This window comes from Paenibacillus amylolyticus (assembly GCF_036894225.1).
GTDB lineage: Bacteria > Bacillota > Bacilli > Paenibacillales > Paenibacillaceae > Paenibacillus > Paenibacillus amylolyticus.
In genome coordinates this window covers 4,074,602-4,100,697 of sequence record NZ_CP145892.1, presented here as the reverse complement: position 1 = coordinate 4,100,697, position 26,096 = coordinate 4,074,602, and the positions used below count along the sequence as shown (strand labels likewise).

Sequence of the window (26,096 nt, the reverse complement as noted above, 5' to 3'; positions counted from 1 at the left end):
TATCCCTCCAATATGATTTGTGACACGCCTTATCGTATGCGAACTCTATCAGACTGCGCGGGCACTCTTGCAATTTGGATAGTAGTGTAGATAGATTGATAGGAAGGGATAAATTCGGTAAGATGATATGAAGAGAGCCGCTTTGGCATGAACAAGATTTAAGGCAGGGCCGAGAGGTAGCTCTTAATACAGAGGATAAGGAATGTGGATTTATTGACACAACTTCAGAGTATACCGACAGTCACACCAGTTCAGGCACATCAGATTCATGATGCCATTGATTTTGCCATGCGTGTACGCAGAGAAGTGTTTCCGATGATGGATCATACGAAATTGCCTGTAGACTTCGAGCAGTTCAGAGAACATTATCTGGACTCCGATGGTTCGATTTTTCTTGTTGCAATGATGGAGGATGCGGGGATCGTCGGTTCTATTGGGATATTACCATATGATGGACGTATCGAAGCTGTGGAAGGTCGATATGCAGATCGATCGGCTGCAGAAATAGTAAAATGTTATGTAGATCCCGCGTATCGTAGGTTTGGCATTGGTTCGATGTTGATGAACGAACTGGAGAACGTGGTAAAGGATATGCACTATACCACGCTGTATTTGCATACACATCGCTTCTTGGCAGGAGCCGTAGATTTCTGGAAACGCCAAGGGTTTACGGTTATTGCTGAGCAGGATGATGATTGGCAAACCGTACATATGGACAAGTTGGCATGTAAGTGACCATTGGAAACAGAACCGAAATTCTGACCACATTTTTGGAAAAAATGATTGATGATACTATAACTCTTGTATACAACAACATAGACATATACAACATACATGATGGGGGCTAGGCAGATGAACGAAACGAAGCGGAAAATTGTTTTTATTGATATTGATGGGACATTGGTAGATGATGACGGAAGCATTCCGTTGTCAGCACAGAAGGCTTGTAAACAGGCTAGAGAGAACGGACATCTGCTCTATTTATGTACAGGCCGATCCAAAGCAGAAATTTATGATTCCATCTGGGATGTCGGATTCGATGGTCTGATTGGTGCAGGTGGGGGTTATGTGGAGTTTGGCAAGGACGTGTTATATCACAAAAGGGTGACAGCGGAAGATGTTCGACATATGGTCGATTTCTTCAATGAAAACGGCATTGACTTCTACCTTGAATCCAACTCGGCATTGTATGCGAGTAGCAATCTTCAACCTCACCTGGAACGCCGTATCTATGGCGATGTGGAGAATGACCCTGTAGCCAGAGAGAAGAAGGAGCTGAAACCGCACCCGTTTATTGCCGGATTGACGTATGGAGAGGCTGACCTTTACAAGGATGACGTGAACAAAGTATGTTTCTTGGAGAGCTCAGCCATCCCGTTTGAGCGGATCAAGCAAGAGTTTGAAGGGAAATTCGAAGTCATTCAGTGCACTGTGCCGATCTTTGGTGAAGGAAGTGGTGAACTGATGATCCCTGGCATTCACAAAGCCATTGCGATCGCCGATCTGCTGAAGCATTTAGGCATGACCCAAGAAGATACATTCGCCATCGGTGATGGCATGAATGATGCCGAGATGTTGGAATTTTGTAACGTCGGAATTGCCATGGGTAATGCGAAGCCAGGTCTGAAAGCCATTGCAGATGATATTACTGGAACAGTAGAGGAAGATGGATTGTATCATAGTTTTGTGAAGTATGGATTGATTGAGGGATAAGATAATCCGATTCACACGAAAAAGATGGTAACACACATATCTGAAGGAATTGTCGTTGAACTTGAAATTAGTGTATTCAGATACTTAAGATAATGAGGAATAATAAGCATCGAATGATCAGATCAGAACAAAACAGGCATCTCCGTATTGGGGATGTCTATTTGTCATGTTCAGGCTTCAGTAAATATCCAGTGTAGAACTACACTAAATGCCCCGACACAGAGTCCAAAAAGGAGTCCAAAAATGATCACGAATTTCTTCCCATTCATAGGAATTGATAACCCTCCTCTTGACTTTATTATTGCATAACTCACAATGAAAGTTTATCATTAATTTTGAAAACAAGGAATTTATTGGTTTATGAGTGGCTGAATTAGTGTAGTAGATGAAATGTAATGTTGAATACATGGAGGATGCTGGATGAGTAAAGTAGCTCTGTTGTTTCCTGGACAAGGTTCTCAGGTGGTTGGTATGGGTAGAGACTTTTGGAATAACTTCGATGTGGCTAAGAAGTTATTTGAAGAAGCCAGTGATGCCCTTTCTTTGGATTTGAGAAAGTTATGTTTTGAAGGTAGCATGGCTGATTTGACAATGACGATGAATGCTCAGCCTGCACTTTTGACTGTTAGTGTCATAGCGTATCAGGTGTATATGCAAGAAATAGGGATGGAACCCGCTTATTTGGCTGGGCATAGTTTGGGAGAATATTCGGCTCTGGTATGCGCAGGTGTTCTCTCATTTCATGACGCCATTAAACTGGTAAGACAGCGAGGTATCATTATGCACAATGCAGACCCATATCAGAAAGGTACCATGGCCGCCATTTCAGGCATTCATTTAGATACACTTCAAAACATGTGCGAAGAAGTTTCAACAAAAGAACGTCCTGCCTGTGTGGCTTGTATGAACGCTGACCAGCAGTTTGTCATTTCAGGACATCGCCAGTCCATACAAGAAATTATAAAGAGAACTGAATCCAAAGGCACCAAACATTCTTTTTTAAATGTATCTGGCCCATATCATTCTCCCATGATGCAAACCGCAGCAGAACAATTCAAAGTTGAATCGGATCAATATCAATATGCCCATGCAAAGTACCCGATTATTTCCAACGTTACAGCAGCACCCTATGAGTCTGATCGATCTGTCGTGGATTATTTAACCATGCAGATGACGATGCCTGTAAGATGGTCAGAGTCTATGCTCTATCTGGTTGCAAATGGGGTTACTGAAGTTATAGAGTTGGGTTCTAAACATGTGTTAGTTAGTCTTATGAGTAAAATAACGAAGCGTATTATACCTTACTCGCTAAGTCAGCCTTCTGATTTACTTATGCTTACAAATACACATGAAAGAAAAAATAAGCTGTTAACAATTCGTAAAAAATGGTTGTCTGAGCTCATGGTAACCGCACTCATCTCCCGGAATTATAACCCTGATTCGATATCATACACCCAAACGGTTGAGCCATTATTCCACCAATTACAACGGGCAAAGGAACAAGTAAACAACAATGAATATGAACTTAGTGAAGAAGAGATAAATGATGCTCTACAGGTATGTCATTCCATTATTATAGCAAAAAAAATTCCATTGGATGGAACCGCGTTGATTGATGCAATCTAGTAATGCTGTATATTCTCTCGCAGGATCTGTAATACAGCGCCAGACTGCCTTGTTACAAGGCGGTCTTTTTTGTCGTTTGATACGTCTGAACTTGTTGAAACTCCAAACGTCAGGTAATAAATATGTCAATAACCCACAAATCAATCTCTATTTTTTACCAAAAAGTAACAATGAATTGATTGATTTTACATATATTTCTATGGTAAAATTTTGCTTGGAATATGTGTAAATAATTAGATAAGCATGTTAGAGATGATTCATTTGGAGGAGAGATATGTATACTAATCAGTTTCAAACATTAGTGGATATTATCCGCGACAGAGGTAAAATAACGGACCGAGGTATTCGTTTTATCGATGCGGACAAACGCGAAACTTTTATATCTTATCATCAATTATTTACTGAGGCAAAAGGGTATCTAGGTTATCTACAAGCCATCGGAATTAAACCTAAACAAGAGATTATTTTTCAGATTCAAGAAAACAAACGGTTTTTAGTCGCATTCTGGGCTTGTATACTCGGTGGAATGATCCCTATCCCTGTAAGTATTGGTGAAGATGAAGAACAAAACTTGAAAGTATGCCGTATTTGGAATTTGCTAAATAACCCTTTCATGATTGCATCTGAGAAGGTGCTGGATAAAATGAAGAGATTTGTTTTGGAACATGACATGCTTGATTTCCATCATCAATTAGAAGTCAGAACGGATCTGATCCAAGACACCATATACTATTATGAATCTATTAATAATATAGTTGAACCTCAGTCTGATGACTTGGCATTTATTCAATTCTCTTCTGGATCAACCGGTGATCCCAAAGGCGTCATGCTCACCCATCGAAACCTGATTTATAATACTTGTGCTGCTATTAATGGCACACAAATTAGTTCAAACGATAGTTTTCTCTCCTGGATGCCCCTTACCCATGATATGGGTTTGATTGGATTTCATCTCGTACCCCTCGTGGCAGGAATTCATCAGCACTTGCTCCCAACGGAATTATTCATTCGTAAACCGATTCTATGGATGAAAAAAGTAAATGAACACAAAGCAACCATACTGTCTTCTCCTAACTTTGGTTATAAATACTTCCTGAATTTCTTTCGCGAAGACAAAGCGGAGGGATGGGATCTGTCATCTGTAAGAGTCATTTATAACGGGGCGGAACCTATATTACCCGAAGTGTGTGATGAATTCCTAAATGTATTGTCAGCATATCACTTAAAGAAAACAGCCATGTTTACCGTATATGGATTAGCAGAGGCCTCTGTTGCCGTCTCCTTTCCCAAGGTAGAAGAAGAATTTACTGCGGTGTACGTTCACCGGGATCATCTGAACTTAGGGGAGTGTGTCATCGAAGTCGAGAAACATGCTGAACATGTGGCATCATTTGTTGCCGTTGGCGAAGCGATTGATTATTGCCATGTTAGAATTTGCGATGAGGAAATGAACAGTGTTCCCGATTTGGTTATTGGAAAAATTCAAATCAAGGGGGATAACGTCACCCAAGGTTATTATAACAATTCACTAGCAACGGAGAAGTTATTAACGCACGACGGATGGGTGAATACAGGAGATCTGGGTTTTATCATGAACGGAAAACTGGTTGTAACAGGGCGGGAAAAAGACATTATCTTTATCAATGGTAAAAATGTATATCCCCATGACATTGAACGTGTCGCCATACAATTAGATGATATTGAACTCGGAAGAGTTGCTGCTTGTGGTGTGTATGATTCGAATAGTCAAAGTGAAGAAATTATTGTGTTTGTCGTGTACAAAAAAAAGATCGAACACTTCTTACCGCTTGTTAAAGAAATCAAAAGACATCTATATAAACATGGGGGATGGAGTGTCAAAGAGGTACTGCCCATCAAAAAATTACCCAAAACAACAAGTGGGAAAATCCAGCGGTATCAGTTAGCCAAGCAGTATGAAGCAGGCAAATTCTCAACAGAATCTGCATTCATCCATGACTGGATCAAGAATGACAATGACAAGACAAAAGAAGAGGCTGCTGTTTCGGTTCGAGTCATAGAACGTGAATTAACTTCACTATTTTCTGAAGTGCTGGTTGGGAAAAAGGTTGAACTTGAGGATAGCTATTTTGATATGGGTGCAACTTCATTACAGCTGGCCCAAATCGCTGAACGTATAGAACAAAAATACGGAGAAGAGCTTGCTGTTACGGATCTCTTTACCTATCCCTCGATAACTGAATTGGCAGCATATCTGGCTAGAGGTTACAGCGAGACCATGCAAGTCAACAAAACTCAAGAGGATCATACGCCATCCAAAGATATTGCTATTATCGGTATGTCTTTGAATCTCCCTGGTGCATCAAATGCAAGCGATTTTTGGCGTGTTTTGGAAAATGGAACGCATAACATTCGGGACTACCCGGAAAGTCGGATAAAAGACGCAGCGGATTATATACAATCCATGCGAAGTGCAATGAGCGAAGTTCAATGGATCAAGGGTGGTTACTTGGATCAAATTGATCAATTCGACTATTCTTTCTTTGGCATAACCCCTAAAACTGCACAATTTATGGACCCGAATCAAAGGATGTTCTTGCAAACGGCATGGCATACGATTGAAGATGCTGGGTATGCAGGGGAAGGAATCAATGGAAGAAATGTGGGCGTGTACGTGGGATATTCCAAAGTTGGGTATGATTACGAACGGCTCGTGACGGCGAGTTACCCCGCAGAAACCAAAAATTATATCATTGGAAATTTACCATCTGTACTGGCGAGCAGAATTGCATATTTCTTGAATTTAAAAGGCCCGGCCTTAACGATTGATACCGCTTGTTCCTCCTCACTTGTTGCTGTTCACATGGCATGTAAAGGATTGCTCGCCGGAGACTGTGAAATGGCAATCGCAGGCGGCATTCGAACGGCATTATTACCGATAAGTATCGGACTGGATATGGAATCTCCAGATGCATTGACGAGAACGTTTAGCGAAGATGCCAACGGCACGGGATTTGGCGAAGGTGTTGGGTCGGTCATGTTGAAGCCAATGCAGCAAGCGATTAAGGACGGGGATCATATCTATGGTGTGATTAAGGGAAGTGCGATTAATCAGGATGGAAAGACGGTAGGAATCACAGCACCTAACCCGGAGTCACAGACCAATGTGATCGAACAGGCATGGAAAGAAGCCGGCATTTCGCCTGATACGCTTAACTTTATTGAAGCACATGGAACAGGAACAAAATTAGGTGATCCGGTTGAGTTCAATGCTTTGCGTAAAGCTTTTGAGAAATATACGGATCGGAAACAATTTTGTGCAATCGGATCTGCCAAAGCTAACATTGGACATGGTTTTGAAGCGGCGGGGATCGCTGGATTAATTAAATCTATTCTTATGTTTCAACATAGAAAGATTCCACCATTGGTTCACTTTGACAAGCCTAATCCCCTGCTTAAGTTTGAAGCTTCACCTTTTTATGTGAATCAGGAACTAATGGCTTTTGGTGAAAAAGAGGGTCCATTAAGATGCGGGGTTAGTTCTTTTGGTTTCAGTGGTACCAATGCACATGTGGTTCTCGAAGAATATGTTCCTTCCCCAACCGTAGATAAAAAAATGTCCCAAGAGCCTAGTCTATTTGTTCTGTCTGCTGCCACGGAACGGGCGCTGGATGAATTGGTCAGAACGTATCATGAATATCTAACCGATCACACGGATGTTTCCATTCAACAAATCTGTTATACAGCCAGTACGGGAAGGGCTAATCTGGATTATCGGCTTGCCATCGTAGTCACGAGTACACAAGAATTACTTGAAAAATTGAAACGAATTGCAAGCGGAGAGGGTAAACTGCCATATGTTTATTTTGGTTATGCCAAAAAAGACAAAACGCTTGTTAGCGATCATCTCTATGCTCGGGGAAAGGCAGAATCTTTAAATGAACTCGGTCAGTTATTTACACTGGGGGCAGTGATTGATTGGGAAAGGTTTTATAATCATGAAGTCATTTGGAAAATTCCATTGCCTCTATATCCATTTGAGCAGAAGCGCTGTTGGATTGAAGTCAAACATACGATACCAGCGGGACATAGGTCAGAGAGGAATGAGGTTCAAATGGAGATGAATACAAACGGTATTGAATTAAAGATTAAAACAAGCATCAGTCGTGCATCTGGTTTGAAGTTGGAAGAGCTGGATCATCAAGCTCATTTTCTCCAAATGGGATTGGATTCCATTATTCTTGTGCAAATTCAGAAGGAAATCTCAGAGCTGTTCCGTTTGAATATCCCGATGGAAATGTTTTTTGAAACCCTTACAAATATCAATTCCTTAGTTAAATATGTGTCAGAGAATATAAAACAACATGATGTATCCGAGAACATAAAAAATGAAACCGATCAGGAGCATACTGAACAACGAAATCTGGCATCTGTGAACAATATAAACACGGCAAAATCATCAGGGAATGTGTCGGAACAAATTGTGATGTCTGCCATTCAGCTCATGGAATCTCAATTAAAAAGTTTGAATGTGCTGTTAGGCGAGCAAATGAATGCTGTTCAATCGCCTCTTTTGGAGATGAAACATCATGAAACCCCAAAAGTTCAAGCTTCACCGGTAATGAATGAAATCAATAAAACCAATGAACCCAAAAAGATCCAACCGGATTCGGAATCGAAGGAAGAAAAAAAACCTTTTATACCGTATCAATCGTTGAAGATTCATGAAGAGAGTGGATTATCACCGCTTCAGAACCAGTATGTTGAACAGTTTGTAACAAAGTATACCGCAAGAACCAAAGGCTCCAAATTAAAAACAGGCCAAACACGTTTGGTTCATGCGAATAATCGCAATGTATCTGGATTTCGTTCGTATTGGAAGGAAATGGTGTATCCCATCATTTCAACGCGTGCAGAGGGATCTAAGTTATGGGATCTGGATGGGAACGAGTATTTGGATCTGACGATGGGATTTGGTGTAAATCTATTTGGTCATAATCCAGCTTTTATTCAAAATGTAATAGCAGACAGCCTCCAGGAACAATTGCCTCCATTGGGCCCTATGTCAGATTTGGCAGGAGATGTTGCAACAAAAATTTCCGAGTTGACAGGTGTAGAGCGTGTCGCATTTTATAATTCAGGAACAGAAGCTGTCATGGTTGCACTTCGTTTAGCGAGGGCAGCAACGGGGCGTTCCAAAGTTGTATTATTTTCAGGATCTTACCACGGTACACATGATGGCGTGTTGGGTGTAGCGAATCCTGGGGATGCTTTATCGTCTGCGATGCCTATGGCTCCTGGTATTGTAAATAGCGCTATAGATGATTTGATTATTCTTAATTATAACCATCCGCAATCCCTGGATATGATTCAGAACCTGGGTGATGAATTGGCTGCTGTACTTGTAGAGCCGGTGCAAAGTCGAAGACCTGATATGCAGCCAACACAATTCTTACGGGAACTTAGAGAGATCACGAAACAGTTTGGCATTGCACTTATTTTCGATGAAGTCATCACTGGATTTAGAATTGGTCTGGGTGGAGCACAGGATTGGTTTGGGGTTCAAGCAGATTTGGTTACGTATGGGAAAGTGGTCGGTGGCGGGCTGCCTATTGGTATAGTCGCGGGTAAAGCTGAATTTATGAATCCGGTAGATGGTGGAACCTGGAACTTTGGTGATGATTCTTACCCTTCCGATGCAGATAAAAAAACGTTTGTCGGTGGAACCTTCTGTACACACCCTCTTACGATGAGAGTGATGTTAACGGTACTGCAGTATCTTCAATCCGAAGCAGGAACTTTATATAAGGAATTAAATGAAAAAACAGATTATCTTGTTAAAGAATTAAATGTGTTTTTCAAAACAGCGAATGTACCGATGCAAATGGTGAACTATGGATCTTTATTTCGATTTATATCATTTGGAGATATGGAATTATTTTTCTACCATTTAATTTATAAAGGTTTATATATTTGGGAAGGTCGTAACTGTTTTATATCGACTGTGCATTCCATGGGTGAGATGGATACGATAATCAGAATCGTGAAAGAGACGATCCATGAACTACGCGAGTGGGGGTTTATCCCTGGTGAATCGCCTGTTTCGGAATATCCGCTCTCTTTAGAGCAAAAACAATTATTGTTAACTTCATTACATGGGGAAGATGCGAATGCTGCATTAAATCAGAGTGTTATTTTAAAAATGACAGGTGGAATAAAGCCTTCCACACTGGATCAGGCCGTGAATCAGATCGCACAGCGTCATGAAGCCCTGAAAACAGTCATTCATGCCGATCGTGAAACACAACAAATCAGATCCGTAATGGAATTTCAATGTACATGGTTGGATTTCTCGGCATATGCGGGTGAGGATCAAGAAAGGGAAATTTCCAATTGGTTATCTGCCGATGCAAATGAAGCCTTCGATTTACAGTCTGGGGAACCTCTATTTAGAATCACCTTGCTTAAAAAGGCAGCCGATCAATACCTTATGGTGCTGACATTTCATCATATTGTTGTAGATGGCTGGTCGATTGCTGTATTCATTCAAGAGTTGGAACATACCTATTCTGCTCTGGTCCGAGGAGTTCCGGTTCAATTACCTGAAGCCACTCCATTCCGTGAGTATTTAAGCTGGCAACGACTTGAACATGAAAAAGGGTCATTTACCGAAGGGATTCAGTTCTGGAAAGAACAATTTTCCTTATCCTATCCCAACATCACACTTCCAACGGCACCTTCCGATGATGTGCCCAAGGGATATGACGGTGAAAGATATTCCATCAAGTTGGATCATCAATTAACAGAGTCTTTGCGAACGTTAAGTATAAATAATAAGAGCAGTTTGTTTGTAACGATGTTTGCAGCGTTTTATTTATATTTGCATCAACTAACAGGGCAGTCTCACCTTGTCATCGGCGTGCCTACAGCGGGTCAGTCTCATATGCGAAAAAATGCGCTGATTGGCAACTGTGTCAACATTGTACCTGTTCACCATGCCTTGTTAACGAAGCAATCCGTTGTAGACCATGTTCTTCAGCTCAAGGAAACGCTGGCTCTTGTCATGAAACATCAGCATGTTCCATTGACCCTCGTATCCGAACAGCTTGCTCATATGACTGCACCGGATACCCGGATTTTATTCAATATGGACAGAACGATTCATCATCTCCAATTTGAAAATATCAAGACTGAATTCATGTCGTATCCGATCAAACATATTTCTTACGATTTATTTCTTAATATTACGGATGTTAGCCATGAATTGTACCTGGATTTTGATTACAATACCGAGCTTATTGGACCTGAGATGATGAAATTGTGGTCTGAAGGATTTAAGGGTTTGCTGCAAAAAATGGTGAGTCATCCAGAGGCTGAAATTTCGTCTTTGACGTTGTTCTCATCCGAGCAACAGGACCAATTACAGGAAATATATAATCGGTTTGTTACGGAGCGTCTACCTCACGTTAATCATACAGCCATATTCGAGTCTCCAGTCAATGACGTGGAGAAAAAGCTGGCTTTGATCTGGGAGGACGTATTATCCCTCGATCAAGTGGGGAGACATGATCACTTTTTTGATCTCGGAGGTAACTCGCTCAAGGCGACAGTAATGCTATCCAAGGTACATGAGCAGTTTCAACACAAAATTTCAATCGTTCAATTCTTCCAAAACCAACGTCTGAAGCAGCTTGCCAGTCTGATTACAGGCGAGAACGAGGAAACATTCATTCCAATCAAGGCATTGGACGTGAAGGAGTTCTATGAGACGTCAGCTGCACAACAGCGGATCTACTTTTTGGATCAATTTGAGCCGAATAGTGTGTTTCAGAACATGTGCGGCCATATTACGGTCACAGGAAATATCGATGAAGCTAAATTGATTTCGTCATTGGAACAAATCGTGCACCGTCACGAAGCTTTTCACACCAGTTTCCATCTGATGGATGGAGAGCTTTACCAGCGTATTGCTCCAACGATTGATTTTGAAGTGAAACGATCTCAGGAAAGTTCTGCTTCATTCGAACAACATGTTAAGGCGTTTGCCAAACCATTTGATTGCTCCAAAGCGCCATTAATACGTGCCGAATTCATTCGTGTAAACGATGATCATGCAGAGATTCTCATCGAGATGCATCATATTATATCGGACGGATATTCCGTTGGTATTCTTGCGAATGAACTGATCGATGTGTATGACGGAAGAAGCATGTCGGAAATTGAGATTGAATACAAAGACTTTACAGCTTGGCAGAAAGAATTCCTGGCGGGTGAGTCTTATAAGCAGCAAGAAAAATATTGGCTGGATCAATTCAAAGGAGAACTCCCGAACCTTAATCTGCCTACTGATTTTGTTCGGACACCTCATTTGACTTCGGCAGGTTCTAGATTGTCATTTGTGTTGGACGCACACTTGAAGCAGTCGCTGGAGAAGCTTGCGAAACAAACGGGAACTACGATGTTTATGGTGTTATTGGCAGCGTATAATGTGCTGCTTCATCAATATACGGATCAAGAAGATATGATTGTAGGCACGCCAACATCAGGAAGAAACCATCCGGATGTCGAGAATATGATAGGTGTCTTTATCCAGACGGTAGCGATTCGATCACAGCCGGTGGGGAATAAGTCATTTCGATCCTATCTCGAGGAAATTAAAAAACAATCCCTGGATGCATTGGATAACCAGGACTATCTTTTTGACAACCTTGTAGAGAATTTAAACACGCATCGGGATACAACCGGGACAGCACTTTTTAATACGATGTATATCTTCTTAAATACCGCGTTGAATCAACGGCAAGAACAGGATTGCAGCTTTGAAGTTAGAGAATTAAATGTTGGTGTATCGTTATATGATCTGATGTTCATCGTTGAGGATAATAATGAGTGTCTGGAAATGCACTTTAATTACAAGACGGAGCTGTTTGAACGGGATACCATCGACAGAATGAAAACACATCTGTTCAACATCCTCAGAGACATTGTGATCGAACCTGATATTGCCTTGTCCGATATTCAAATGCTGTCTGAACATGAGCAGGACGTTCTTTTATATGACTTTAATGATACCAACATAGAATATTCCCGAGAACAGACCATTCAGGAGTTATTCGAAGCACAGGTGGAACGGACACCTGATCAATTGGCTGTTAGTTTTGGAAATGAGCGATGGACGTATCGTCAATTGAATGAACGGGCGAATCAGTTGGCATATACGCTTAGAGCTGAGGGAGTGCAGCAGGATCAATTTGTAGGTATTCTGACAGATCGTTCGATTGATATGATCGTTGGCATCTTTGGCATTCTAAAAGCAGGCGGGGCGTATGTACCGATTGATCCGGATTCTCCTGAAGAGCGTATCCGGTACATCCTGCATGATTCGGGGGCAACGTTGTTAGTCACGCAAAAGCATTTGAAGCAGTTGGTATCGTTTAATGGAAAAATGATTGATTTGGACGATGAAGAAATCTATGCAGCTAATCTGTCGAATCTGGAACCGGCAGGGAATTCCGAGCAGTTGGCTTATGTGATCTATACTTCAGGCACGACAGGCATGCCAAAAGGTGTAATGATCGAACATCGTCAGGTTCATCACTTGGTTCAAGCGTTGTACAGTCAAGTTATAGATGATCAGCATAGCGGTTTGCATGTCGCTTTACTTGCACCTTACTATTTTGATGCATCTGTGAAGCAGATTTTTGGCGCACTGCTGTCAGGCCATGCCTTGTTTATTGTAGACAAGGACACGGTACTGGATGGACAAGATTTAATGAATTATTATCAGCTCCACCAAATTGATTTGACGGACGGAACACCTGCGCACCTGAAATTGCTTTCGAAGGCAAAAAACGTTCAAGGCATATCGCTAAAATATATGCTCATTGGCGGTGAAGCTCTTTCTCAGCAAAGTGTAAATGAAATCACATCATTATTTGCTCTCAATCAGATCACGGCGCCAGCCATAATTAATGTGTACGGTCCAACAGAATGTTGTGTGGATGTTGCGACATACCGTGTACTTCCAGAACACCTGGATACAGCGAATCAACGAGCTCACCTACCGATTGGTCGAACATTAGGAAATAATCGCCTGTATGTATTGAACAAACATGGCAAAGTTCAGCCTGTAGGCGTCGTAGGGGAATTATGTATCTCTGGCGATGGGGTTGGTAGAGGATACTTGAATTTACCTGAGCTGACAGCAGAAAAATTTGTACGTGATCCGTTTGTCCAGGGAGCGACAATGTACAAAACGGGAGATTTGGTGAGATGGCTTCCCGATGGCCATATCGAGTATCTGGGAAGAATGGATCACCAAATTAAGATTCGCGGATACCGGATCGAAGTAGGAGAAGTCGAAGCGGCGCTGTTAGATCTAGAGTGTGTGAAAGAAGTTATCGTCATTGCACATGAGGATGATCACGGGGACAAATCATTATGTGCATACTTTACAGCGGATTCCACGCTGACGGTGGGAGAGTTAAAACAAAGCCTCTCTAAGGTGTTGCCGAATTACATGGTTCCAGCCTACTTTATACAATTGGATCACATGCCTCTCACAGCGAACGGGAAAATCGATCGCAAATCGCTTCCGAGTCCAGAAGAAAACATACAAACGGGAAGTGAATATATAGAACCCCAAACTGGGGTGGAAAAACAGTTGCTGCCTATTTGGCAGGATGTGCTTGCCGTGAAAAAAATCAGTGTAAAAGACAGTTTTTTTGATGTAGGAGGCAACTCTTTACGTGCGACCAAGCTGGCCGCCAAAATCAATCAAAAGCTGAATATCCACATATCGGTAAGAAACGTCTTTGAATGGCAGACCATTGAACAGATGGCTCAATCTATTGAACAAATGGAACAGGAAGTATCAGTGTCCATTCCTCAAGTGGAGGAAAAAGAATATTATCCTATTTCTTCAGCGCAAATGAGAATGTACATTATGAGCATCAAAGCTGGCAAGGAACTCATGTACAACATGTCAGGTATGTTTATGTTGGAAGGATCGCTCGATCGGATCAGATTGGAAGAAGCATTCCAACAATTGATTCATCGTCATGAATCGCTTCGGACTGGATTCAAAGTCATACACGGGGAACCGAAACAGATCGTATACCCTAAAGTTAACTTTGGAATTGAATTGATCGAGTCAACGGAAGAAGAGATAGAAGATCGAATTGAACAGTTTGTTCGCACATTTGATCTCGGGCAAGCACCTCTTATGAGGGTGGGACTTATTGAACTTCAGCAGGAGCGTCATGTATTGCTGGTAGATCTCCACCATATCATTGCAGACGGACTATCCGTGCATCTTCTGATGACTGAACTTAGCCAGTTCTATAAGGGAGAGGAGCTGTCTCCTCTTCGAATTCAATATAAGGACTATGCTGAATGGCAGCAAATGCAACTTCATAGTGAGCGGATGAAAAAGCAGGAGAAGTATTGGCTTACTGTGTTTGGTGAAAGTATCCCGCTATTGGATCTGCCAACAGACTACGAAAGACCTGAAACCCTAAGCTATGCGGGAGATGTATTGGACATTGTTTTGCAGGAAGACATCTTTCCAGGCTTAAGGAACATCGAAGCACGGACAGGAACAACGTTATATATGATTCTATTAGCCGCCTATACCATTCTGTTGTCTAAATACAGCGGACAAGAAGATATCATCGTGGGCACGCCGATTGCAGGAAGGACACATGCTGAGCTGGAGCCGGTTATGGGGATGTTTGTGAATACACTGGCTGTTCGAAATTATCCTGCGGGGGATAAAACTTTTACGCAGTATCTGCTGGAAGTGAAAGAAAATATGTTGAACGCTTATGAGAATCAGGATTATCCGTTTGAAGAATTGATTGAGAAATTGAATGTAACCAAAGATGCTCGGCGGAATCCGTTGTTTGACACCATGTTTGTATTGCAGAATACAGATGCTTCAGAGATTCAGATGGATGGAGTAACCTGTAAGCCTTATGCCCCAAATACGAGAGTATCCAAATTCGATTTAACGTTGTATGTTACCGAATTGCAACACAAGTTAGAAGTGGCCTTTGAATACAGTACGATTTTATTTGAGAAAACAACGATTGAAACGATGTCACAAAATCTATTGGTCATATTAACAACCATTGCCAACGACCCTCATATTGAAATCAACAAGATTCAATTGGTTGAAGAATTAATAGATGGGGATACGCTGGCTGATCTAATTGAAGTAGATTTCTAAAATAAACTAAAAATATAAATGTGATCGGGGTGCCGTATGTCTATTTTTAAGAAACAGGAATCGTATTGGGCAAGCCGATTTGAAGATGATGATCATCTTGTTCATTTGCCTTATTGCAAGACAACCTCCAAACACCCAGACGATACGCAGCACCAGAATGATATATATAAGTCTATGTCAGCCGATGTTTCATATAAAATCAAGTCCATGTCGCGAAATGCTCCTATGGCCATCTATACGATACTATTAACGGGAGTTCAGTGTCTGTTATATAAATACACGAATGAAACCAAGATGATTATTGGTATACCAACGATGGAAGAAAAGAACACTGATCTATCGCTCTCGAATAAGGTTCTTGTCTTAAAAAATAATATCAATCATGTGATGTCATTCAAATCCTTATTTAATCAAGTGAAGACCAGTTTAACGGAAGCTATTCAGCATCAACGAATCCCTTTCAGAAAAATGGTTGAACGTTTAAATGTTCAGTATGATTCGAACCATGTACCTCTAATTCATACCTTGGTTTCGTTGAATGAAATTCATCCAGCCCTTGATGAAAATCACGTAAAAGCGGCGACAATGTTCCACTTTGATCTGGAGAACGACTCCATTCAGTTAAGATTAGTTTATGATGATGATCGTTATGATCGCGATTATATGGTACAAATTGTAGAGCATCTTGACCAATTGTTTTCCGTAGTTCTAAACCAACCTGATCTGGAGTTAAGTCAAATTGATATGTTATCAGAGTTTCATCGAAACAAGCTGTTATATGACTTTAACGATACAAGGGTGGGGTATCCACAGAACAAAACGATGCATCAATTATTTGAAGAACAGGTGGAACGAACACCGGACCATCCGGCAGTCGTATTTGAGAATAGACAGTTAACGTACAGAGAGTTAAATCAAAAATCCAACCAATTGGCCCGATTGCTTCAAGCTAAGGGGGTGCAGGCGGGTCAGTTCGTTGGCATTATGGCAGAGCGCTCACTTGAGATGATCATAGGTTTATTCGGTATTCTAAAAGCTGGCGGGGCATATGTCCCAATCGATCCGGAATATCCGGCAGACCGTATTAACTATATCCTTGAGGATTCAAAAGTGGCTTGGTTGCTGCATCAAAGTCATATACAGGAACCTGAACATTTTGCAGGGACATGTGTCATTCTGGATTCTGAAATAAATCACTATGAGGATCATTTAAATTTGGACGATGGAGCGATCTCCAGTGATTTGGCATACATGATCTACACGTCTGGAACAACAGGTCATCCCAAAGGCGTAATGATTGAACATGCCAGCATTGTGAATTCCCTGCAATGGAAATCGGATTTTTATCATTTTACCGGAGATGATCGGGTATTAATGCTGAATCCTTTCGTTTTTGATTCATTTATTACTCATTTCTTTGGTCCGATGATATCTGGCTCGACAGTGTACTTGTTAAACCAGCAACAGTGTAAAGATGCTATAGCCATCAATACGATGGTCAAAAAACAGCAAATCACGCACATCCAAAGTCCACCCAGTTTCTTGATGACGCTATTGGAACAAGTAAGCGCGGAAGATTGGGCATCCATGAAAAATGTGGTGGCTGCGGGAGAGAAGATTGTTCCTGCCTTAATACACAAATTGCAGCGCATCAATCCACGCATCGAAGTGTGTAATGAATACGGTCCAACTGAAAATAGTGTTGTATCCACAGTTCTGTCGATCAAGTCGGCAGGTCAAAATATCTCAATTGGGAAGCCTATTGCGAACAATAGAGTCTACATTTTAGGAGAACAGAATGAATTACAGCCTATAGGTGTTCAGGGAGAGTTATGTGTAGCGGGAGCAGGGCTATCCAGAGGTTACTTGAACCGTCCAGATCTGACTGCGGAGAAATTCGTGGATGATCCATTTGTTTCGGGAGCGAAAATGTACAAGACGGGTGACTTCGCAAGATGGCTGCCCGATGGGAACATAGAGTATATAGGAAGGGTGGATCATCAAGAGAAAATTCGTGGACACCGGATTGAACTTGGTGAAGTGGAGACGGCTCTTCTAAATAGTACCCAGATAAAAGAGGCCATCGTCATAGCCAGAGAAGATGAAACGGGAACCAAACAATTATGTGCGTACCTGGTAGGAGAGGATGCAATCACGATTGGGGAACTGCGGGAGGCGCTGTCCCAGCAACTGCCAAACTACATGATTCCGTCCTATTTTGTACAGCTGGATCAGATGCCGCTCACGTCTAACGGGAAAATCGATCGCAAAGCTTTGCCTGCTCCCCAAGAACATATGTTGAAGGGCATGGAGTACGAAGCACCCCGAACGATGGTGGAACAACAACTTGTATCGATCTGGGAAGAGGTACTTGGGGTTGAGAACATTGGGATTTTGGATAATTTCTTCGAGCTTGGAGGAGATTCGATTAAATCCATTCAAGTTTCTTCGAGGTTATATCAAGCAGGTTACCAGGTGCAGATGGATCATTTGTTTAAAAATCCAACCATAGCAAGCTTGATTCCCTATGTTCAACCCATAAGTACCCTGTCAGAACAGGGAATCATCACTGGAAAAGTGATGCTGACTCCAATCCAGCATTGGTTTTTTGAGCAATACAAGGTGGACGCCCATCATTATAATCAGTCCGTGATGTTGTATCGGAAAGAAGGTTTTCACGAAGCCACACTTCGCCGTGTATTCGATAAACTGAGTGAGCATCATGATGCACTTCGTACGGTATATCGCCTTACAGAACAGGGTTATGAAGCGTGGAATGAAGGGCAGGAAAAGGAACCCTTATATACACTTGAAGTGATGGACTTCAAGTCATTAGCAGATCTATCTCAACAAATTGAGAAGAAAGCAAACGAAATGCAACGCACGTTCACTTTGGAACGTGGACCCTTGATGAAGCTGGGCGTATTTCAATGTGCAGACGGAGATCATTTACTCATCGTTATTCATCACCTCGTCATCGACGGGGTTTCATGGCGAATTTTGATTGAAGATCTATCGAGAGGATATGAACAATTAAGTGAGGGAGAATCGATTCAACTACCGCAAAAAACGGCTTCATTCCAATTATGGGCAGAACAGCTTCAGTTGTATGCGAACAGTGATGCGATAACGCAAGAGCTAGCCTATTGGAATGAAATTGAACAAGCAACCTATAAACCGTTACCTACAGATTTCGAAGCGGATCATGCACTGGAAAAAGACAGTGAAGAGGTCACGATAGAATGGTCAGCGGCAGAAACGGAACAATTATTAAAACAAGCGAATCGTGCGTATAAAACGGAGATTAGCGATTTGCTGCTCCATGCATTAGGCATGTCTATTCACCAATGGACGGGCATGGATAAAGTGCTGGTCAATCTGGAGGGACATGGAAGAGAACAAATTTTACCGGATCTCGATATTACACGAACGATCGGATGGTTTACAAGCCAGTATCCGGTTGTACTTGATATGGAAGCAAGTTCAAATATGTCTCTTTTCATCAAAACAAACAAAGAAATGATTCGTCAAATCCCTAAAAAAGGGATTGGTTATGGTATTTTACGATATTTAAGTGCACATCAGCAAGAAACGCCCTTTACCTTGAATCCTGAAATTAGTTTTAACTATTTGGGTCAATTTGATCAGGATCTTCAGAATAGCGGGATGCAGATCTCTCCCTATCCAGGCGGAGCAACAGCAAGCGACAATCACAGAAGAAATGTTCTTATCAATATGAATGCCTTAATTGTGGAAGGCAAATTGACGTTGTCCCTTCGGTATAGTCGCACCCAATATCAAAAAGAAACGATGGAGCGAGTGGTAACATATTTTAGAGATCATCTGCAAGAAATCGTGATGCATTGTGTGACAAAAGAGAAGCCGGAATGTACACCAAGTGATCTAACGTTAAAAGGAATTACCATTGAAGAATTAGAAGGATTTGTTCAAGAATCGGAACACATTGGTGAAATCGAAGATATATATGCTTTGTCACCGATGCAAAATGGAATGTTCTTTCATCATTTGCTTCATTCAAAATCGGAAGCGTATTTCCTTCAAACTACGCTGGATCTTCATGGTCCGTTAGACGTCGAAGCTTTTACGAAGAGTCTGGATCAGTTGATGCAGCGTAATTCGATTCTCAGAACAAATTTTCATAGCAAATGGAAGAATGGACCTCTGCAAGTGGTATACCGTCATAAACGGAATGGACTAATATACGAAGATTTGCGTGAGATGAATGAAAAAGATCGTGAAGCATACGTGGCAGAATATACAAGAACAGATAAAATAAAAGGTTTCGACCTGTCTCAGGATGTCTTAATGCGTATTTCGATCTTGCAAACGCATGACCAAACCTATCGTTTCATTTGGAATTATCATCATATTTTAATGGATGGCTGGTGCCTGTCTCTTGTCATCCAGGAGTTGTTTGATGGATACTTTGCTATTCAGGAACAACGAAAACTGGAGGCAAAGAGTACGATTCCATACAAACACTATATTGAATGGCTGGACAACCAAGATCATGAAGAATCCCTGAAATACTGGCGTGACTATTTGCAAGGTTATGATGAGCAGACCACTTTGCCAAAAGAACATTCAATTACGAAGAGTGATGAATATCATTCAGAGCATATGATTTGTACAATAAGTCAGGAATTAACCGGACAAATCGCACATGTGGCCAGTCAGAATCAGGTGACGCTGAATACGTTCATGCAGACAGCCTGGGGAATGTTGCTACAGATATATAACGGCAGTGAGGATGTTGTATTCGGAAGCGTGGTGTCGGGCAGACCTGCGGCGATTGTCGGAGTGGAGCGAATCATTGGTTTATTCATCAATACCATTCCTGTACGCGTTCAGACTCAAGGTAACGAGACATTTGCAGCGGTTATGAAGCGGAATCAGGAACAAGCTGTCGCTTCGCATCCACATGACACGTATCCGTTATACGAGATTCAAGCGGAAACATCGCAAAAGCAAAATTTGATTGATCATATCCTGATATTCGAAAATTATCCTGTACAGGGCATTATGGAACAGTTTGGGGATCAGGAGGAGACAGCTCTTCGGATTACGAATGTAGAAGCAGATGAACAAACGAACTATGACTTTAACCTGATTATTAAACCAGGCCAATCGATGAAATGCATGTTCTATTACAATGCTAACGTCTATGATCGGGCAAGCGTAGAACGCATTCAAGGTCACTTGATTCAGATGTTGGAGCAAGTGGTCAACAATCCTAATATTCCGATCCATGACATTGACTTGACTACAACACAGGAGAAAACACAAATTTTGGAACAGTTTAATGATTCTATGGCTGAATACCCAATGGACAAGACGATTCATGGACTGTTTGAGGAACAAGCGGCAAGAACTCCTGAACACGTTGCGGTTGTTTTCGAGGATCAACATTTGACCTATCAAGCGCTGAACAAGAAAGCCAACCAATTGGCAAGAACGTTGAAGGCTAAAGGCATTCAAAATGATCAGTTAATCGGGATCATCGCTGATCGTTCGCTAGACATGGTTGTAGGAATCCTTGCGATTTTGAAAGCGGGTGGCGCATACGTGCCGATTGATCCTGAATATCCGGAGGATCGTATAAACTACATGCTTGAGGATTCGGGTGTACATGTATTATTAATGCAAAGTCATTTGCAAGAACGCATCTCTTTTGCAGGAGAGGTCGTTTGCATGGATCTACCTGAGTCCTATCATGAAGATCATTCCAACTTGGGAATGACTGCTGCACCAACAGGCCTGGCATATGTAATTTATACCTCAGGAACGACAGGTAAACCAAAAGGGACATGTATTGAACATAAAAATGTGGTGCGATTGTTGTTCAATAGTAAAAATTTGTTTGATTTTAATTCATCAGATACATGGACATTATTCCATTCCTTTTGTTTTGATTTTTCGGTGTGGGAAATGTACGGGGCATTGCTCTATGGCGGAAAACTGGTTATCGTACCTCAAATGACGGCAAAAAGTCCGGAACAATTTCTACAATTGTTAAAAAACGAGCAAGTGACGATATTGAATCAAACGCCAACGTATTTCTATCATCTTCTTCAGGAAGAACTGGCGGGTCATGCAGCAGATCTGAAATTAAGAAAAGTAATTTTTGGAGGAGAAGCCCTCAATCCCGTGTTATTGAAGGAATGGAAGCTGAAATATCCATTTATCCAGTTAATTAATATGTATGGGATAACCGAAACAACGGTTCATGTAACGTATAAGGAAATAACCGACATTGAAATACATGCTGGAAAGAGCAATATTGGAAAACCAATCCCGACGTTGCAGACCTATATTTTGGATCAACATCAACGCATTCAACCGATCGGTGTTCAGGGAGAATTAGTTGTAGCAGGTGAGGGACTTGCCAGAGGTTATCTGAACCGGCCTGATTTAACCGCAGAGAAATTTGTTGATCATCCCTGGATTACAAAAGGGAAAATGTATCGCACAGGAGATGCCGCAAGATGGCTGCCGGATGGAAATATTGAATATCTGGGACGAATCGATCATCAAGTGAAAATTCGCGGTTACCGAATTGAGCTTGGCGAAGTGGAAACTGCGCTTTTGCAAATAGACTCCATTCAGGAAGCAGTCGTTATTGCCCGTGAGCATAAGGATGGTTCGAAGCAGTTGTGTGCGTATTGGAAAGGCGACAGCTCACTGACAGCGAAGAAAATCAGAATGGCATTATCTCATGAAATTCCGGATTATATGATCCCGTCTTATTTTGTTCAATTAGAGCATATACCGTTAACTTCCAATGGGAAGGTTGACCGTAAGGCATTGCCATCTCCACAAGAACATATGCAAAAAGGGACCGAGTATATGGCGCCGCAGAACGCTGTAGAACAAGCGATCGTTTCTGCTTGGGAAGCTGTGCTTGGTGTTCAAAAGGTTAGCACATCAGATCATTTCTTTGAACTCGGGGGCGATTCGATTAAATGTATTCAAGTTTCCTCACGACTGCTTCAAGCAGGGTATAAAGTGGAAATGAAGCATTTCTTCACCTATCCGACAGTAGCGGAGTTGAGTGAACACGTTACATCCGTGAGCACTATTTCTGACCAAGGGGAAGTTACGGGACAAGTGATGCTGACACCTGTTCAGCGCTGGTTCTTTGATCAAAATATGGTAGACGCACATCATTACAATCAGGAAATGATGTTCCTTCGTGAAAAAGGATTTGATATCCGCTTTATTCACAGCATCATGGATAAGATCGTTAAACAGCATGATGCTCTCCGCATCCTTTATCGACAAGCGCCTGAGGGCGGATATGAAGCGTGGAATCGAGGGGCAGACGAAGAAGGATTATACAGCCTTGAAATCGTTGACCTCAAAGCAGAAGCAGATCCTGCATCGTTCATTGAAAATAAAGCAAAAGAAATTCAGAGTGGTATGGATCTGTCTCACGGACCTTTGATCAAACTTGGGTTGTTCCAATGTGCTGAAGGGGATCACCTGCTTATTGCCATTCATCATTTGTTGGTAGACGGGGTATCATGGCGTATTTTATATGAAGATATTCAGACAGGGCAAGACCAGTTCTTAAGAGGTGAAGAAATCCAACTTCCTCAAAAAACGACCTCGTTTAAACAATGGGCAGAACAATTGTCGACGTTTGCAGACAGCCCGGCGATGAAGCAAGAGAATCCATACTGGAGTCGTGTGGAGCAGGCCCAGCTAAGCCCGCTGCCTAAAGATATGGATTGTGATGAGACGATTGGCAAAGATAGTGAAACGATCACCATTCATTGGACAGCTGCGGAAACCGAGCAATTATTAAAGCAAACACATCATGCGTACCATACGGAAATTAATGATATATTGCTAACCGCATTAGGAATGGCTGTTCATGATTGGACAGGCATGGGAGAAATCCTCGTAAATCTGGAAGGGCATGGTAGAGAAGACATCCTGCCAGAGCTGGACATTACGCGTACAGTGGGATGGTTTACGAGCATGTACCCCGTTATGATTACGATGGAGTCCGGGGCTGACTTATCAAGGAAGATTAAGGCCGTCAAGGAAGGACTGCGCCAGATTCCAACCAAGGGCATTGGTTACGGAATTTCGAGGTATTTGTCACATGGAAATGAAGGATTCAAGTTAGCGAAAAATCCCGAAATTAGTTTCAACTATATGGGACAGGTGAATCAGGATTCGGGCCAAGATGGCATTAAATTCTCGCCTTTTTCCAGCGGGCCATCCGTAAGTGAAAACAACAAGAGACCTTTTGTGCTGAATATCAATGGCATTGTTACAGAGGGTCGGTTGTCGCTGTCCATTAACTATAGTTTAAAACAATATCGCCGGGAAACGATGGAGCAATTGGCTTGTCTCTATAAGGAAGGTCTTAATAGAGTCGTTGAACATTGTGTAACGAAGGAACAAACCGAGCTGACGCCAAGTGATATTTCATGCAAGTCATTAACCATTGATCAATTGGATCAAATTGTGGAACAAACTGGGCACATCGGCCAAATTGAAAATGTGTACCCACTTACACCATTACAGAAGGAAATGTTGTACGAAAGTGAACGGAATCCGATTTCGGGCGCTTACTTTGTACAAATCATGTTTGATATGCGTGGAGATTTGGATGTTACCTCTTTTGCGCAAAGTTTGGATCAATTAATGCAAAGGCATGCGATATTAAGAACTAATTTTTACAGTGATTTCTTGGACATCCCTCTTCAAATTGTGTATCAAGAGAAGAAATTTGAATTTAACTATGAAGATGTAGCTGGCACAAGTGAGCTGCAACGTAAAACGTATGTTGACGAGTACATCGAGCAGGACAAGGCAAGAGGATTTGACTTACAACGAGATTCGCTAATACGTATGTCTGTTTTACGAACAAACCATGAGGAATACCGCGTCATATGGAGTTTTCACCATATTTTGATGGACGGCTGGTGTATGTCTCTGGTAAGCAAAGAGATATTTGAGAATTATTTTGCGATTCGGGAGAATAGAAAGCCTCAAGTGACTCTATTAACCCCATATAGTCAATTCATTGAATGGCTGGAACAGCAAGATCATCAAGGTGCAATAACGTATTGGACTCATTACCTGAAGGGTTATGAAGGACAAACGAAATTGCCTGGAGAAAAAATCAAACCGAAACATGAAAGACAGGATTCCAGAACGTTAAACTGTTATTTGGATGATGTACTAATCGAGCAAATGAAACAGATTGCGGAACAGCAGCATGTTACTCTTCATACGTTAGTGCAGACGGTCTGGGGTGTATTGTTGCAGCAATACAATGAAAGCAACGATGTTGTATTCGGAAGTGTGGTATCGGGCAGACCACCTGTCATTCCTGGGATCGAAAGCATGATTGGATTATTTATTAATGCGATTCCTGTTCGGATCCAGGCTCAGGTCGATGAGTCATTTATATCTCTAATGAAAAGGAATCAGGCACAAGCTGTGGAGTCACATGCATATGATACGTATTCGTTATATGATATTCAAAATCTGACCAAGCAAAAACAATCTCTGATTAATCATGTTGTTGTGTATCAGAACTTCCCGGTAGAGAACCGCATGGAGAGTCTGGGTCAGAAAGGTGAAACACCGCTTGAGATTATGAATGTTGGGGGTACAGAACATAATAGTTTTGATTTTACCTTGATTGTCAAACCCCATGAAAATATGAAGATCATATTGATGTATAATGCCAATGTGTATGACCCATCTACCGTTGAACAGATTCAAAAACACTTTATTTCCATGATTCAACAGGTGGTAAGTAACCCGGAAGTTAAAATAAACGAACTCGCATTGATTACGTCGAACAGTTATTAATGCACAAGTAATGGTCCGCTCTAAAAGTGAGTTTCCTCCTCACTCAAAGCGCTAACGAATCTGACGCGTCTTAAGAGGTAGATTCGATGTGAACGGCAAACTTTAACGAACCTCAGTAACGTTATTTCATCATATCAGGGTGTCAGAACCTAAAAAAAGCCCCAATCGACGAAATAACGTCTCTGTGATTCGTTACACCACAGACCTGTGCAAATCAGAGCGAATAGCGTGTACCAGGTTCATTAGAATAAAATAACTTTAATAAGGGATGTCCTCAGTCATGCTCATGACTTATGGCATCCCCTTTTTATGCTCCGTTAATGATGATAGCTGGAAAATTACTGTAGATGGAGAAATAAAGCTTCTTACGTGGTCGGAACAACATTGTGATCGACCTTTTAACAATTCCTCCCTTCTGACCGATATATAATAAGTACATCTACGTAATCAGAAAGTGAAAGGAGTGCAGAACATGGATATTGCAGCATTATCAATGGCGATGAGCCAAGCTTCAGTAGTGCAGTCGGCAAGCTTGCAAGTGATGTCGATTACAAAAGACATGGCACAGCAGCAAGGCCAGCAGATGGCGGAAATGTTGAAGTCAATGCCTGCTCCTCATCCCAATCTGGGTAGAAGTCTCGATCTTTCGGTTTAGTTGAAATTACAGCATGTGTTCTTATGTAACACCCAT

General features: G+C 41.7%; 6 protein-coding genes. All 6 read left to right on the top strand.

Going from position 1 to position 26,096, the window contains the following annotated elements; translation table 11 throughout:
• Positions 1-204: 204 nt before the first annotated feature.
• The gene (locus tag V6668_RS18115) at positions 205-735 is read left to right on the top strand and encodes a GNAT family N-acetyltransferase (RefSeq protein ID WP_338706349.1); all 531 of its coding nucleotides are present in this window, start codon (positions 205-207) and stop codon (positions 733-735) included.
• A 117-nt stretch (positions 736-852) separates the two neighbouring features.
• Positions 853-1,713 (top strand): Cof-type HAD-IIB family hydrolase, encoded by an 861-nt coding sequence (locus V6668_RS18110; protein WP_100527337.1) that lies wholly within the window; start codon positions 853-855, stop codon positions 1,711-1,713.
• A gap of 420 nt (positions 1,714-2,133) precedes the next feature.
• The gene (gene fabD, locus V6668_RS18105; RefSeq protein WP_100527338.1) at positions 2,134-3,339 is read left to right on the top strand and encodes an ACP S-malonyltransferase; all 1,206 of its coding nucleotides are present in this window, start codon (positions 2,134-2,136) and stop codon (positions 3,337-3,339) included.
• 274 nt (positions 3,340-3,613) lie between these two features.
• Entirely contained in the window at positions 3,614-15,547 is an 11,934-nt protein-coding gene (locus tag V6668_RS18100; RefSeq protein ID WP_338706348.1) for an amino acid adenylation domain-containing protein, read from the top strand.
• Positions 15,548-15,583: 36 nt separating this feature from the next.
• On the top strand, positions 15,584-25,405 hold the full coding sequence (locus V6668_RS18095; protein WP_338706347.1) for an amino acid adenylation domain-containing protein: 9,822 nt from the start codon (positions 15,584-15,586) through the stop codon (positions 25,403-25,405).
• Between the two features lie 472 nt (positions 25,406-25,877).
• On the top strand, positions 25,878-26,060 hold the full coding sequence (locus V6668_RS18090) for a YjfB family protein (RefSeq protein WP_036613510.1): 183 nt from the start codon (positions 25,878-25,880) through the stop codon (positions 26,058-26,060).
• Positions 26,061-26,096: the final 36 nt, after the last annotated feature.